This window comes from Caenimonas terrae (assembly GCF_042655405.1).
In the GTDB taxonomy this organism is placed as follows: Bacteria; Pseudomonadota; Gammaproteobacteria; order Burkholderiales; family Burkholderiaceae_C; genus Ramlibacter; species Ramlibacter terrae_A.
Genome location: NZ_JBHSMF010000006.1, coordinates 1,096,833 through 1,111,063 on the forward strand (window position 1 = coordinate 1,096,833; position 14,231 = coordinate 1,111,063).

The following is a 14,231-nucleotide window of genomic DNA, read 5'->3' on the forward strand; positions in this document are numbered from 1 at the left end:
CTCAGTCTTCTTTCAGCGTCTCGAGGTTGTGGATGTCCAGGCTGTCGAACTGCTCGCGGATCTGGAACATGAACACGCCCAGGATCAGGATGCCCACCAGCACGTCCAGCGCGATGCCGAACTCCACGATCATCGGCATGCCGTTGGTGGCGGCGGTGGCGGCGAAGATCAGGCCGTTCTCCATCGACAGGAAGCCGATCACCTGCGGCACGGCGCGCGATCGGGTGATCATCATCATGAACGACAGCAGCACGCAGGCCAGGGCGATGCCCAGCGAGCCGCCGGCGATGGAGGACGACAGCCGCGAGACCGGCAGCGCCAGGCTGAAGGAGAAGATCACCAGCGCGATGCCGGCGATCATCAGCGTCGGCACGTTGATCAGCGGCTCGACGTCCCAGCGCACCTTCAGCTTGCGGATGACGCGGTACAGCAGCAAGGGAATGAGGATCACCTTGAGCGCCAGCGTCAGCGCCGCCGAGACATAGAGGTCCTGGTTGTGGGCGGCGTAGCCCAGCAGGACCGAGGCGGCGACCAGCGCCGCGCCCTGCAGCGCGAACAGGTTGATCAGCGAGGCGATCCGGCGCTGCGAGATCATCGCGAACGACAGCATCAGGATGCCGGCCGCCAGCAGGTTGATCAGTTGCGGGATGAACCTAAACACCGCCCACCCCAAGCAGGATGCTCACCAGCAGGCCGATCACGGCCAGCATGAAGGCGGTGGCCAGGAACTCCGGCACGCGGAAGATCCGCATCTTGGCGCTGGTGGTTTCCAGGAACGCCAGGATCGCGCAGCCGACCGCCAGCTTGAGCACCAGCGCCGGCAGCGCCAGCAGCAGCGCCAGCGGTGAGCCGGCCTCGGCCACGCCCCAGGGAACGAACAGCGCCAGCCCGATGCAGGAATAGGCGAACAGCTTCAGGCTGGCCGCCCATTCCATCAAGGCCAGGTGCCGGCCCGAGTACTCGAGGATCAGCGCCTCGTGGATCATCGTCAGTTCCAGGTGGGTGGCCGGGTTGTCCACCGGGATGCGGGCGTTTTCAGCCAGCGAGATCATGGTGAAGGCGACGCCGGCGAAGGCCAGGCTGGGATAGATCGCCAGTTCGCGATGGCCCAGCGTTTCCACGATGGTGGTGAGCGAGGTCGACTTGGAGATCAGCGAGGCGCAGAAGAACACCATCAGCAGCGCCGGTTCGGCCAGGAAGCCGATGAACATCTCGCGCCGCGCGCCCAGCGATCCGAAGGCAGTGCCGACGTCCATCGCCGCCAGGCTGATGAACACCCGGGCCAGCGCGAACAGGCCGACCAGCGCGATGGCGTCGGCCGCCGGCGACAGCGGCAGGTCGGTCGACAGGGTCGGCACGATGGCGCTGGCCAGCACCATGCAGCCGAACACGATGTAGGGCGCGGCCCGGAACAGCGACGAGGCGTTGTCGGCCAGCACCGAGTCCTTGTGGAACAGCTTGTGCAGCATCGAATACGGCTGCAGCAGCGGCGGCGCCGACTTGTTCTGCAGCCAGGCCCGGCACATGTTGACCCAGCCCGTCATCAGCGGTGCCAGCAGCAGCGCCGCGGCAATCGCCAGCAGTTGCGAGAGGACACCAAGCAGGCTCATCGCATCACCACCAGCAGCACCGCGATCAGGGTGAGGAAGCTGTAGATCAGGTAGACCGAGATCCGGCCCTGCTGCAGCAGGCCGATCCACCTGGAGACGCGTTCGACGGCGGCCGCCACCGGCAGGTAGATCCAGTGCCAGAAGTGATCGCCGATCGCCACCCGGTAGCGCGGCTGCGCGTCGAAGGGCGACGGCAGTTCCCGCTCCATCCGGAAGAAGGGCTCGAAGATCTGGCGGATCGGCTGGCCGAAGCCCTCGGCCGTGTCCTGCATGCGGGCGGTCTGCCATGGGAAGCCGCAATCCCACGCCGGCGACCGGCGCGAGCGGCCGTGATAGAGCCCGCGCACCAGCAGCCAGGCCAGCACCGAGCCGGTCGCGACCCCGAGCAGGAAGATGACCGGCCCGTAGCTGGCCCGCTCCACGGTCACCGGAATCAGCAGCCAGCCGCCGGCGGCCACCGTGGTCCCGAGGCCGGCGCCCGCCAGCTGCCGCGTCACCGGGTCGATCAGGGCGATGAACTGGATCGGCAGCAGCCCCAGCAGCACGCAGCCGGCCACCAGCCACAGCATGCCCAGCCGCTCCCAGGCGCCGGCATCGTGCGCGTTGGCCAGCGCCTCCTCGCGCGGCCGGCCGAGGAACACCACGCCGAAGAACTTGACCATGACGTAACCAGACAGCGCCGACACCAGTGCGATCAGCGCCGCCACCACCGGGATCAGCATGTTCAGGGACGAACTGGGCAGGCCGGGCGTGAACAGGAAGCTTTGCAGCAGCAGCCATTCCGACACGAAGCCGCCCAGTGGCGGCAGGCCGGCGCAGGCCAGCGCGCCGATCAGCGTCAGCCAGCCGACCCAGGGCATGTAGCGGATCAGCCCGCCCAGCCGGCCCAGGCTGCGCTCGCCGGTGGCGTGCAGCACGGCGCCGGTGCCGACGAACAGCAGGCTCTTGAAGAACGCATGGCTGGCCGCGTGGTACAACGCCGCGGTCAATGCCAGCGCCGCCATCGGCTTCATGCCATAGGCCGAGAACAGCACCGCCAGCCCGATGGCCGCGAACAGCAGGCCGATGTTCTCGATCGACGAATAAGCGAGCAGCCGCTTCATGTCGACCTGGGCGGCGGCAAACACCACGCCGAACAGCGCGCTGGCCAGGCCCAGGCCAAGCAGGATCACACCCCACCACCAGACCTGCACCTGCAGCAGGTCGAACGTCACGCGCAGCACGCCGTATACCGCCGTTTTCAACATCACGCCGCTCATGAGCGCCGACACCGGCGACGGCGCCGCCGGGTGCGCCTCGGGCAGCCACACGTGCAGCGGCACCAGGCCGGCCTTGGCGCCGAAGCCGAACAGCGCCAGCAGGAAGGCCACGGAGGCCCAGAACGGCGTGTGCTGCTGGGCCCGCATGTTGGCGAAGCTGTAGTCGCCGGTATTGGCCTGCAGCACGCCGAAGCACAGCAGGATGCCGATCGCGCCGATGTGGGCAACCAGCAGGTAGAGATAGCCGGCGCGCCGGATCTCGGGGATCCGGTGGTTGGCGATGACCAGGAAGAACGAGGACAAGGCCATCGTCTCCCACATCACCATGAAGGCGTAGGCGTCGTCGGCCAACACCACCAGCGCCATGCTGGCCAGGAACACGTGGTATTCGAAACACAGCAGGCCGGCCGGCGTGCCCTCACCCTTGCGGAAATAGCCGGCCGCGAAAGCCGACACGCCCGCCGACGCGCCCGCGATCACCATCAGGAAGAAGGCCGACAGGCTGTCCAGGCGCAGGTGGAAGGGCAGGCCGGGCAGGCCCAGCGGCAGCGTCGCCACCTCGGGCGTGCCGAACGCCGCGCCCAAGGCCAGGGCGAACAGCACCAGCGCAATCACGCCGCCTGCCGGGAACAGCACCCGTGCCACCAGGGTCAGCCGGCGCAGCGTGAACAGCCCCAGCAGGGCAACCGCCAGCCAGGCGGAGATCGCGATCAACACCCAGTCGAGATGGAGCCAGTGCGCCGGACCGGGAATCGGGGTCATGAGGCCTGGCTGCCGATGAGGCCGCAGGCAGCCCTGTGCTTCCGCCCGGTCGTCGCGACCGGACCCAGCATGCCGAACAGGAGGCCGTCCATGATCGGCAAAGTGTAAGTGACACCTGCCCCCCCGCCGTCTGATCCAGATCAGCCGGACACGCCTTCAGGAGCCGCCCGGCCGGGCCTACCGGTTCTCGGGCGCCTGCGGATCCGGCGCGCTGGCGCTGCGCAGCACCCGCATGTCGGGGTTGAACCAGACGCTGAACACCATCGGGGTATTGGGCGGCTCCAGGTAGCGCCAGTCCCAGGCGGTCTCGTCCTTCAAGGGGTACGGGGTGATCTTCGCCGGCCGGCCCAGCAGCTTGCGCACGTCCTCCAGCGCCATGCCCGGCTGCACCAGCGCGAAATTGCCGGGATGGAGCACCTGGCGCAGCGCGCTCATCCGGCCGTCCGGGCCGATGGTGATCATGTAGTTCTTCTGGCCGGCCGGCTGCCGGTCGTATTCCAGGATGCGGGCGCCGCCCGGGCCGTCCCAGATCTGCTCGGGCTGGCCGAACCTGGCGCGCACGTCCGCCTCGGTGGCGACGCCCTCCTCCAGCTCGCTGATCCGCTGCGGATCGCAGGCCGCCAGCAGCAGCGCCGCTGCCACCGCGGCCAGGGCCGCCACTGCCGAAAACCTGTCGTCCATCCGGGTCCAAGTAAAATCGTGGAAAGGCCCAGTCTATATGTCCATCCTGCTCAACATCTTCCGGCGTCCCGACTACAGCTCGGAGGTCACCCAGTTCATCGAGCAGCTCAAGCAAAAGCAGCCCGACCTGGAGGCGCGCCAGCGCGCCGGCCGCGCGCTGCTGTGGGACAAGCACGTGGACCGCGAGGCCTGGAGCGAATTCCGCGACGGCGAGATCGCCCAGCAGCCCTACGTCTACCAGAACAAGACGCGCTGACCGGTTTGGCTGCCAGCACCGCTCCCCAGTCCGATCCGGACCTGCCGGCGCTGGCCGGCATGCCCGAGGTGGTCGACCAGGTAGCACTGGCCCGCCTGTACGGCGAGCCGCTGTTCGCGATGCCGACGGACCTGTACATCCCGCCCGATGCGCTCGAAGTCTTCCTCGAAGCGTTCGAAGGCCCGCTGGACCTGCTGCTGTACCTGATCCGCAAGCAGAACTTCAACATCCTGGACATCCCGATGGCCGGCGTGACGCGCCAGTACCTGGTGTATGTCGACGAGATCCGCACCCGCAACCTGGAACTGGCGGCCGAATACCTGCTGATGGCGGCGATGCTGATCGAGATCAAGTCGCGCATGCTGCTGCCGCCGCGCAAGACCGCCGAAGGCCAGGAGCCGGAAGACCCGCGCGCCGAGCTGGTGCGGCGGCTGCTGGAATACGAGCAGATGAAGGCGGCCGCCTTCCGCCTCAACGAGATGCCCCAGATCGGCCGCGACGTGCTGCGGGCCCAGGTGTTCATCGAGCAGTCGCTGCAGCCGCGCTTTCCCGACGTGAACGTGGTGGACCTGCAGGAAGCCTGGCGCGACATCGTCAAGCGGGCCCGGCTGATCCAGCACCACAAGATCACGCGCGAGGAACTGTCGGTGCGCGAGCACATGAGCATCGTGCTGCGCAAGCTCCAGGGCCGCAAGTTCGTCGAGTTCGAGCAGCTGTTCGACATCGCCCGCGGCATGCAGGTGCTGATCGTCACCTTCATCGCCATGCTGGAGCTGGCCAAGGAATCGCTGATCGAGGTGACGCAGGCCGAAGCCTTCGCCCCGATCTATGTGCGGCTGGCCTATTCGCCGGCCTGAGACCAACAAGACCTGAAGAGACATGACCACATCGACGCCGAACGCTTCCCGTGACTTCGACGTCCTGATCGTCGGCAGCGGCCTCGCCGGCCTGACGGCGGCGTTGCACCTCGCAGCCACCCACCGCGTCGCCATCCTGACCAAGCGCTCCATGAGCGACGGCTCGTCCGGCTGGGCGCAAGGCGGCATTGCCGCGGTGATGGGCGAAGGCGACACCTTCAAGTCTCACGTGGAGGACACGCTGGTCGCCGGCGCGGGCCTGTCCGACCTGGATGCGACGCAGTTCGTGGTTGAACACGCGCCGGAGGCGGTCGAGTGGCTGCGCGAAATGGGCGTGCCCTTCTCGCAGGAAGACGGCCACCTGCACCTGACGCGCGAAGGCGGCCACAGCGCGCGCCGCATCGTGCACGTCACGGACGCCACCGGAGCCGCGGTGCAGCGCACGCTGATCGAGGTGGTGCGCCGCACGCCCAACATCACGCTGTTCGAGGGCCACACGCTGGTGGACCTGATCACCAGCACCAAGCTCGGCGCCGGCACCAGCAACGGGCCGACCTGCCTGGGCCTGTACGCGCTGGACGAAGCGACTGACGAGGTCGAAACCTTCCGCGCGCCGCAAACCATCCTGGCAACCGGCGGCGCGGGCAAGGTCTACCTGTACACGACCAACCCCGACACGTCGACCGGCGACGGCATCGCCGCGGCGTGGCGCGCCGGCTGCCGGGTGACGAACATGGAGTTCATCCAGTTCCACCCGACCTGCCTCTACCATCCGAACGTCAAGTCCTTCCTGATCTCCGAGGCCGTGCGCGGCGAAGGCGGCCGCCTGCTGCTGCCGGACGGAACCCGCTTCATGCCGGAGCACGACGAGCGCGCCGAACTGGCGCCGCGCGACATCGTGGCGAGAGCCATCGACTTCGAGATGAAGAAGCACGGCGTCGACTGCGTCTACCTGGACATCTCGCACCAGCCGCCGGAATTCATCAAGGAACACTTCCCCAACATCTACGCGCGTTGCCTCGAGCTGGGGATCGACATCACCAAGCAGCCGATCCCGGTGGTGCCGGCAGCGCATTACACCTGCGGCGGCATCCACACCGACCTGTTCGGCCGCACGGACCTCGCCGGCCTGCACGCCGTGGGCGAATGCGCCTACACCGGCCTGCACGGCGCCAACCGGCTCGCCAGCAACTCGCTGGTGGAGTGCATGGTGTTCGCGCGCGCCGCGTCCCGGGACATCATCGAGCATCCGCTGCCCTTGCCGCCGGCGCTGCCGGCCTGGGACGAAAGCCAGGTCACCGACGCCGACGAGACGATCGTCATCTCGCACAACTGGGACGAGCTGCGCCGCTTCATGTGGGACTACGTGGGCATCGTGCGCACCAACAAGCGGCTGGAACGGGCGTCGCACCGCATCCGACTGCTGCAGGAAGAGATCCAGGAGTTCTACGCGAACTTCCACGTCTCGCGCGACCTGCTGGAACTGCGTAATCTGGTGACCGTGGCGGAGCTGATCGTCCGCTCCGCGCAAGCCCGCCACGAAAGCCGCGGCGGCCACTTCATCAAGGACTATCCGCAGCTCGAAGACGTCGCGCACCCGACCATCCTGGTGCCCTGACAACCGTCATCTATGGATCCCGGGTCGAGCCCGGGAGGATTGACTCCTGCCGCTGCAGGAATTCGCGCACCGCGGGGTCTCGTTCCAAGCCGATCGCGCAGCGGTAGGCTTCGCGGGCAAGCTGCGACTGGCCGGCGCGGGCGAGCAGGTCCGCGCGCGCCGCCCAATACGGCTGGTAGTCCGCGAGCCGTCCATCCTCGTGCACCGTGGCCAGCGCCGCGAGCCCGGACTGCGGGCCGTCGGTGGCTGCCAGTGCGACGGCGCGATTGATGGCTGCGACCGGCGAGCCGGTGAGCACATGCAACGCCTCGTACAAGGAAGCGATTGCATGCCAGTCCGGCGGTCCGCCATGGCGGCGGACGTTGTGCGCGGACTGGATCGCTGCTTCCAGCTGGAAGCGCCCGGGCCGGTGGAAGCTGCTGGCCTGCCAGAGCACCGCCTCGGCTTCGTCGATCATCGCCCTGTCCCACTGCGCGGTGTCCTGCTGCGCCAGCGGCACGTAGGCGCCATCGGCGTCGCGGCGCCCGCCCCGGCGCGCATGCGCGTGCAACATCAGCGCCAGCAGGCCCAACGCCTCCGGCTCGCCCGGCAACAGCGCCGCCAGCAAGCGTCCCAGCCAGATCGCCTCGTCGGCCAGATTGCGCCGCCTCGCATCGGTGCCGGTCGCGTCCGCCCAGCCCTCGGCATAAGCGGCGTAGATCGCCTCCAGCACCGGCTCCAGCCGCGCCGGCAAGTCGGCCAGGCCCGGCAGCTGGAACCCGATGCCGGCCTCGCGGATCCGGGCCTTGGCCCGCACCAGCCGCTGGCCCATGGTGGACGGCGCCACCAGGAAGGCGGAGGCGATGGTGGCGGCGTCGAAGCCCAACACCGCCTGCAGCATCAGCGGCGCCCGCGCCGCCTGCTCCACGCCCGGGTGGGCGCAGGCGAACAGCAGTTCCAGCCGCCGGTCCGGCAGCTCGCCGGCGCCCTCGCCATCGGACAGTTCCGCCAGCAGCGCGAAGTGTTCCGCGGCCCCCTGGTCCCGGCCGCGCAGGCGCCCGGCATCGGCCAGCCGGCGGCGCGCCACGGTGAGCAGCCAGGCTTCGGGGTTGTCGGGGATGCCGCTGCGGGGCCAGCCGTCCAGCGCGGCGGCGAAGGCTTCGGCCAGCGCGTCCTCCGCGCCGGCCACGTCGCGCGTGCGGGCCGCCAGGAAGGCCACCAGCTTGCCGTAGCTGCGGCGGGCCGCAGCAGCGGCGGCAGCCCCGGCGGCGGCAGCCCCGGCGGCGGATGCCTCATCCGCCACGGCAGGCCTCAGGCCGCGCCCATCGCCCAGACCGGCCGCACTTCCACCGCGCCGTGGCTGGCGCCGGGGCAGCGCGCCGCCCAGGACAGGGCGGCATCCAGGTCCGGCACCTCGATCATGTAGAAGCCGCCCAGTTGCTCTCGGGTCTCGATGAAGGGGCCGTTGAGCACCTCGGTCTTGCCGTCGCGCACCCGCACCGTGGTGGCGGCGCTGGCGTCGCGCAGGCGTTCACCGCTGCGCAGGATCCCGGCCTTGCTCAGCGCCTCGGTGTAGGCGCCATAGGCGGCCAGCGCCGTGCTCCGTTCGGCATCGCGCAGGGCCTGCAGTCCGGCCGGGTCGGCATGAATCAGCAACATGTATTCCATCGAAAGCTCCTTGTGTCAGACGCCGCACCATGCTGCGTCATGACAATGTCGGCTGGCGTTCGCCGATTTCGACAGATCCCCGCAAAAAAGCGGGTGCGGGGACAGGGCGCAGAAGACGCAGAAGCAACGCAGAAAACGCAGAAGAAACCGGATGGAATTTGAATCCAATCCTTCTTTTGTCTTTTTTGCGTCTTCTGCGTTTGTTCTGCGTCTTCTGCGTCCGGCTGTTCGGCTATTCGGCTGTTCGGCTGTTCGGCTGTCCGCCTTCAGGCCGCGCCGATGTTGGGAACCAGGGCGCCGGCCGCCTGACCCGACTGCTTGAGCGCGGCGGTGAAGGCGAGCATGCGGTCGATCGGCAGCCGGGCCCGCAGGCCGAGCGCAGGATCGACCTGCACCTCGTTGGCGCCGGTCTCCAGCACGTGGGCGACGCCGGCCAGCCCGTTCATCGCCATCCAGGGGCAATGCGCGCAGCTCTTGCAGGTGGCGCTGTTGCCGGCCGTCGGCGCCTCGATGAACACCTTGCCCGGGTTGAGCTTGCGCAGCTTGTGCATCATGCCGTTGTCGGTGGCGACGATGAACTCGCGCGCATTCATCTCGCTGGCCGCCTTCAGGATGCCGGAGGTGGAGCCGACCGCGTCGGCCAGCGCGATCACGTCGGCCGGCGACTCCGGGTGCACCAGCACGCGGGCCTGCGGATACTCCTTCTTCAGCGCTTCCAGCTCGAAGGCCTTGAACTCGTCGTGCACGATGCACGAGCCGTTCCAGAACACCATGTCGGCGCCGGTCTGGCGCTGGATGTAGCCGCCCAGGTGCTTGTCGGGCGCCCACAGGATCTTGTGGCCCTTGTCCTTGAGCGCGCCGACGATGTCCAGCGCGCAGCTCGATGTCACCAGCCAGTCCGAGCGCGCCTTCACGGCGGCGCTGGTGTTGGCGTAGACCACCACCGTGCGGTCCGGATGCTGGTCGCAGAAGGCGCTGAACTCGTCGATCGGGCAGCCCAGGTCCAGCGAGCAAGTGGCGTCCAGGTCCGGCATCAGCACGCGCTTTTCCGGCGACAGGATCTTGGAGGTTTCGCCCATGAACTTGACGCCGGAAACGACCAGGGTCCGGGCCGGATGGTCGCGCCCGAAGCGCGCCATCTCCAGCGAATCGCTGACCAGCCCGCCGGTTTCCTCGGCCAGGTCCTGCAGGTCGGGATGGACGTAGTAATGCGAGACCATCACCGCGTTGCGCTCCTTGAGCAGCCGGCGGATCTTGTCCTTGAGCGCGGCGCGCTCCTGTTGGTCCGGCTCGGGCGGAATGCGGGCCCAGGCGTGCTTGGTGTCGCAGGCGTTGCCGGGCAGCGGATGCTCGTATTCGACGTCGAAGATCGGGATCACCGCGCTCATCAGAGTTCCTTCAAACGCATGGAGAAATCGGTCGCCTTCACGTCCTTGGTGAGGGTGCCGATGGAAATGCGGTCGACGCCGGTTTCCGCCAGCGCCCGCACGCTGTCCAGCGTGACGCCGCCGGAGATCTCCAGCACCGCGCGGCCGGCGTTGATGCGGACCGCCTCGTGCAGCGTCGCCAGCTCCATGTTGTCCAGCAGCACCATGCGGGCGCCGGCGGCCAGCGCCTCTTCAAGCTGCGCCAGCGTTTCCACCTCGATCTCGATGAAGCTCGCGTGCGCCGCCACCTGCGCCGCCGCCTTCAGCACCGCCGTGACTCCGCCGGCGGCGGCGATGTGGTTTTCCTTGATCAGCACCGCGTCGTACAGGCCGATGCGGTGGTTGACGCCGCCGCCGGTGCGCACCGCGTACTTCTCGGCCAAGCGTAGGCCGGGGAGCGTCTTGCGGGTGTCGACGATGCTCGCGCGCGTGCCGCGCACCGCTTCCACGTAGACGGCGGTCTTGGTCGCGACGGCGCTGAGCAGCTGCAGGAAATTGAGCGCCGTGCGCTCCGCCGTCAGCAGGCTGCGCGCCATGCCGTCGATCTCCAGCACCACCTCGTCGGCCCGGCAGCGCCCGCCCTCCGGCACCAGCCACCGCACCTGCAGGCCGGGGTCGACCTGGCGCAGGGTGGACTCCACCCAGGGCGCGCCGCAGATCACGGCACTCTCGCGCGCCAGGATGCGCGCGCGCGCGCGCCGGCCGTCGGGCACCAGGGCGGCCGTCAGGTCGCCGGCGCCCACGTCCTCGGCCAGCGCACGCGCGGCGTCGGCGCGGGCCACTTCGGCCAGGGCAGCGGGGGAAAAATCGAAAGCAGAACTCATCGTGCAAGCATAGCGGCAACGCCATGGCTGCGGCGCCGGCGGGGCCGCCGGCGCAAACGGGTAGCCTTGGCCGATGCCCTTCCATACCACGCCCGCCCGCCGCCAGCTCGTGGTCGTCCTGCTGCTGGCGTTCGCCGTGGTCGGCGGCGCCATCCGCTACTGGGCGCCCAACCCCTCCACGTTGCGCGACCTCGGCTCGCTGATGCTGGTGCTGTGGGTGCCGGTGATCGGCAACGTGATCGCGTTCCTGGTGCGCCGGGTCCGGCTGCGCCGCACGCCCTTCGACCTGCCGTTCGCGCCGGAGCTGCTGCTGGAGATCAGCCCGCTGGCGCCCCCGCCACGGCTGGCGCAGCCGCTGGCCGGCGACGGCTGCGCGCTGGTGGTCGGCACCGAGGGCTTCACGGTGCGGCTGTCGCAGCCGCTGTCGGCCTGGCTGGCGGCCGGCCGGCCGGTGCAGGTGCAGGCCCAGTTCCTCAAACCGGGCATGGCGCTGGCGCGCTTCGCGCCGGAGACACCGTTTCGCATCGTGGCCCGGCAGCAGCTGGTGGGCCAGGGGCGGGTGCTGCAGGTGCTGCCTACGCGCGACGGCTGACCCGCGCCGGCGGCCTGTGCCGACGCCGCAGGAGCGCCCGCGGACGGACAATCGCGCAATGGACACCTACCTGAATCCCGGCCCCACCGCCTCGGAGGTCGAGGCCATGCCAGGCCCCACCGTGCTGGAATTCGGCACTCCCTGGTGCGGCTTCTGCCGCGCCGCCCAGGCGCCGATCGGCGCAGCGCTGGCCGGCCGTCCCGACGTGCGGCACCTGAAGGTCGAGGACGGCAGCGGCCGGCCGCTGGGGCGGGCGTTTCGCGTCAAGCTCTGGCCGACCCTGATCTTCCTGCGCGACGGCAAGGAAGTGGCCCGGCTGGTGCGGCCGCAGCAGGCCGATGCGATCCGCGCCGCGCTGGCGCAAGCCACCGCCGCGGCCTGATCGCGACCCGCGCCAGGCCGGGTTGAGGCAGCTGCCTCAGCGTTCGCTGGTGGCGTCGCGCCCCATCAGCGCGGCAACCGCCTGGCGCGGCTGCAGGCGGCCATCGAGCAGGTCCACCACGGCCCGCGAGATCGGCATCTCAACACCCAGGTGGGCCGCGCGCTGGACCACGGTGCGGGCGCAGTACACGCCCTCGGCCACATGGCCCAGCGAATCGACCGCCTGCTGCAGGCTCTTGCCGCAGGCCAGCTGCAGGCCGACCTGGCGGTTGCGGCTCAGGTCGCCGGTGGCCGTCAGCACCAGGTCGCCCAGCCCCGACAGGCCCATGAAGGTGTCGGCCCGCGCGCCCAGGGCAAGCCCGAGCCGCGTCATCTCGGCCAGGCCGCGGGTGATAAGCGCAGCGCGCGCATTCAGCCCCAGGTCCAGGCCGTCGCACAGCCCGGTGGCGATGGCCAGCACGTTCTTCACCGCGCCGCCGACCTCGACACCGGCCAGGTCGTCGTTTGCATAGACGCGCACAGAGGGGGAGTGGAAGGCCTCCACCAGCGCCTCGCGCACCGGCGCCTGCGGGCTGGCCGCCACCAGCGCCGTGGGTTGGCCGCGCGCCACCTCCAGCGCAAAGCTCGGCCCGCTGAGCGCGCCCGCGCGCAGGCTGGGCGCCACCTCGGCGCGGATCTCGTGGCCGAGCAGGCCGTAGGGACCGGAGACGGGCGCCTCGAAGCCCTTGCACAGCCAGGCGACCGGGGCGCTGCAGCCCCGCAGCGCCTGCAGCAGGCCGCGCAGGCCGGCCATCGGCGTGGCGATCACGACCAGGTCGGCGTCCGCGCACAGCGCAGGCAGTTCGGCCGGCGTACTGGCCAGCAAGGCAAGGGATGCAGGAAGCGCGATGCCCGGCAGGTAGCGGACGTTTTCCCGGTCCGAGCGCAGGGCAGCGGCCTGCGCCGGGTTTCGCGCCCAGAGGCTGACCTGGTGCCGCGCGGCGGCGCTGGCCGCCAGCGCGGTGCCCCAGGCGCCGGCGCCGAGCAGCAGGATCTTCATGGCGGCCCGGACACCGCGGCCGGTCAGGCCGTGGTGATGATCTGCGGTGCCGCCGGCTGCTGCGCGGCCAGTTCGGACTGCTGCTGCTCGTACATCGCCTGGAAGTTGATCTCCGCCAGGTGCACCGGCGGGAAGCCGGCGCGGGTCACGATGTCGGCGACGTTGGCGCGCAGGTACGGATAGACGATCTGCGGGCAGGCGATGCCCATGATCGCGTTCATCTGGTCCTGCGGCAGGTTGCGGATCTCAAAGATGCCGGCCTGCTTGGCCTCCACCAGGAACACGGTGCGGTCCTTGAGCTTGGTGGTGACGGTGGCCGTCACGCAGACCTCGTAGATGCCGTCGGCGGCCTGGGCGGCTTCGACGCCGAGCTGGATGTCCACCGAGGGCTGTTCCTGCTCCAGCAGGATGGCGGGCGAATTGGGCTGCTCGAGCGACGCTTCCTTGAGGTAGACGCGCTGGATCTGGAACACGGGGTCTTGCTGGTCGGCCATGGCTGATTTCTTTCGGGGGTTCAAAACTGTCGCCCGGCGGCGCGCGGTGCGCCCCGGGCGGGCAATCGGGAGCGGACGATTATCTCAGGCGCCGTTCAGGAGCGGCATCAGGGCGCCGCGGCTGTCCAGCGCCTGCAGGTCGTCGCAGCCGCCGACATGGGTGTCGCCGATGAAGATCTGCGGCACGGTGCGCCGGCCGGTGATCTCCATCATCTTCATGCGTTCGTCGGGCTGCATGTCGACGCGGATCTCCTCGATCTGCTCGACGCCCTTTGCCTTGAGGATCTGCTTGGCGCGAATGCAAAAAGGGCAGACGGCCGTGGTGTACATCGTCACTGGTTTCATGCTTGTTGTTCCTAGGCGGTGGGACTCACGCCTTTTCAATCGGGAGGTTAGCCTCTTTCCATGATTTCAGCCCGCCGGCCATGGCTTGGGCCTTCTCGTAGCCCAGTTTCCGGGCGATGCCCTCGGCGCGCACCGCGCGGCCGCCGCTGGCGCACACCAGGATCACCGGAAGGGCCTTGTTCTTGACCACCTCCGGCAGGCGCTGCTCCAGCTGGCCCAGCGGCACGCTCTTGGCGCCGCCGACGTGGCCGGCGGCGAATTCCTCAGGCTCGCTGACGTCGATCACGACGCCGCGCTCCCGGTTGATGAGCTGGACCGCGCCGGCAGTGCTGAGCGCCCCGCCGGTCGCTCCCTTGACGAGCGGCCACAGCAGCATGGCGCCCGAGGCCACGGCCACGGCAATGATCATCCAGTTCTCGACGATGAAATTCACGGTTTT

17 protein-coding genes are annotated in these 14,231 nt (G+C 69.3%); 5 read left to right on the forward strand and 12 right to left on the reverse strand.

Features of this window, described 5'->3' with window-relative positions:
• Nucleotide 1 precedes the first annotated feature (1 nt).
• The 4 genes from ACFPOE_RS12155 to ACFPOE_RS12170 form a co-directional block, all read right to left on the reverse strand.
• A complete protein-coding gene (locus tag ACFPOE_RS12155) occupies nt 2-661 on the reverse strand; it encodes a formate hydrogenlyase (protein ID WP_376850345.1) in 660 nt (219 codons plus the stop codon).
• The gene (locus tag ACFPOE_RS12160; protein ID WP_376850346.1) at nt 654-1,610 is read right to left on the reverse strand and encodes a respiratory chain complex I subunit 1 family protein; all 957 of its coding nucleotides are present in this window, start codon (nt 1,608-1,610) and stop codon (nt 654-656) included. The genes ACFPOE_RS12155 and ACFPOE_RS12160 overlap by 8 nt, the downstream gene beginning before the upstream one ends.
• On the reverse strand, nt 1,607-3,631 hold the full coding sequence (gene hyfB / locus ACFPOE_RS12165; RefSeq protein ID WP_376850347.1) for a hydrogenase 4 subunit B: 2,025 nt from the start codon (nt 3,629-3,631) through the stop codon (nt 1,607-1,609). Before hyfB ends, ACFPOE_RS12160 begins: the two co-directional genes overlap by 4 nt.
• 177 nt (nt 3,632-3,808) lie before the next feature.
• The gene (locus tag ACFPOE_RS12170) at nt 3,809-4,312 is read right to left on the reverse strand and encodes an outer membrane protein assembly factor BamE (protein ID WP_376850348.1); all 504 of its coding nucleotides are present in this window, start codon (nt 4,310-4,312) and stop codon (nt 3,809-3,811) included.
• A gap of 37 nt (nt 4,313-4,349) precedes the next feature.
• On the opposite strand from ACFPOE_RS12170, the gene ACFPOE_RS12175 reads away from it, so the two are divergent.
• The 3 genes from ACFPOE_RS12175 to nadB are packed head-to-tail and all read left to right on the forward strand — an operon-like array spanning nt 4,350 to nt 7,043.
• Nucleotides 4,350-4,568, forward strand: a complete 219-nt coding sequence (locus tag ACFPOE_RS12175; RefSeq protein WP_376850349.1) for a DUF3460 family protein — start codon at nt 4,350-4,352, stop codon at nt 4,566-4,568.
• A gap of 59 nt (nt 4,569-4,627) precedes the next feature.
• The gene (locus ACFPOE_RS12180) at nt 4,628-5,425 is read left to right on the forward strand and encodes a segregation and condensation protein A (RefSeq protein ID WP_376850649.1); all 798 of its coding nucleotides are present in this window, start codon (nt 4,628-4,630) and stop codon (nt 5,423-5,425) included.
• A 22-nt stretch (nt 5,426-5,447) separates the two neighbouring features.
• Nucleotides 5,448-7,043, forward strand: a complete 1,596-nt coding sequence (gene nadB, locus ACFPOE_RS12185; RefSeq protein ID WP_376850350.1) for an L-aspartate oxidase — start codon at nt 5,448-5,450, stop codon at nt 7,041-7,043.
• A gap of 10 nt (nt 7,044-7,053) precedes the next feature.
• Here the strand turns inward: nadB and ACFPOE_RS12190 are convergent, their stop codons facing one another.
• The 4 genes from ACFPOE_RS12190 to nadC form a co-directional block, all read right to left on the reverse strand.
• Complete coding sequence (locus ACFPOE_RS12190) at nt 7,054-8,325, reverse strand: RNA polymerase sigma factor (protein WP_376850351.1); 1,272 nt, start codon at nt 8,323-8,325, stop codon at nt 7,054-7,056.
• Between the two features lie 8 nt (nt 8,326-8,333).
• Nucleotides 8,334-8,690: a YciI family protein gene (locus tag ACFPOE_RS12195; protein ID WP_376850352.1), complete on the reverse strand. Its 357-nt coding sequence runs from the start codon at nt 8,688-8,690 to the stop codon at nt 8,334-8,336.
• 266 nt (nt 8,691-8,956) lie between these two features.
• Nucleotides 8,957-10,078, reverse strand: coding sequence for a quinolinate synthase NadA (gene nadA, locus ACFPOE_RS12200; protein ID WP_376850353.1), 1,122 nt, complete (start codon nt 10,076-10,078; stop codon nt 8,957-8,959).
• On the reverse strand, nt 10,078-10,941 hold the full coding sequence (gene nadC, locus ACFPOE_RS12205) for a carboxylating nicotinate-nucleotide diphosphorylase (protein WP_376850354.1): 864 nt from the start codon (nt 10,939-10,941) through the stop codon (nt 10,078-10,080). The genes nadA and nadC overlap by 1 nt, the downstream gene beginning before the upstream one ends.
• A 73-nt stretch (nt 10,942-11,014) precedes the next feature.
• Here nadC and ACFPOE_RS12210 point away from each other — a divergent pair, with 73 nt between their 5' ends.
• On the forward strand, nt 11,015-11,533 hold the full coding sequence (locus ACFPOE_RS12210) for a hypothetical protein (RefSeq protein ID WP_376850355.1): 519 nt from the start codon (nt 11,015-11,017) through the stop codon (nt 11,531-11,533).
• A gap of 58 nt (nt 11,534-11,591) precedes the next feature.
• The gene (locus tag ACFPOE_RS12215) at nt 11,592-11,915 is read left to right on the forward strand and encodes a thioredoxin family protein (protein ID WP_376850356.1); all 324 of its coding nucleotides are present in this window, start codon (nt 11,592-11,594) and stop codon (nt 11,913-11,915) included.
• A 36-nt stretch (nt 11,916-11,951) separates the two neighbouring features.
• Here the strand turns inward: ACFPOE_RS12215 and ACFPOE_RS12220 are convergent, their stop codons facing one another.
• The 4 genes from ACFPOE_RS12220 to ACFPOE_RS12235 form a co-directional block, all read right to left on the reverse strand.
• Nucleotides 11,952-12,953: an NAD(P)H-dependent glycerol-3-phosphate dehydrogenase gene (locus ACFPOE_RS12220; RefSeq protein ID WP_376850357.1), complete on the reverse strand. Its 1,002-nt coding sequence runs from the start codon at nt 12,951-12,953 to the stop codon at nt 11,952-11,954.
• Nucleotides 12,954-12,976: 23 nt separating this feature from the next.
• Entirely contained in the window at nt 12,977-13,447 is a 471-nt protein-coding gene (gene secB / locus ACFPOE_RS12225) for a protein-export chaperone SecB (RefSeq protein ID WP_376850358.1), read from the reverse strand.
• Between the two features lie 84 nt (nt 13,448-13,531).
• Nucleotides 13,532-13,792 (reverse strand): glutaredoxin 3, encoded by a 261-nt coding sequence (gene grxC / locus ACFPOE_RS12230; RefSeq protein WP_376850359.1) that lies wholly within the window; start codon nt 13,790-13,792, stop codon nt 13,532-13,534.
• A 25-nt stretch (nt 13,793-13,817) separates the two neighbouring features.
• Complete coding sequence (locus tag ACFPOE_RS12235; RefSeq protein WP_376850360.1) at nt 13,818-14,225, reverse strand: rhodanese-like domain-containing protein; 408 nt, start codon at nt 14,223-14,225, stop codon at nt 13,818-13,820.
• Nucleotides 14,226-14,231 lie beyond the last annotated feature (6 nt).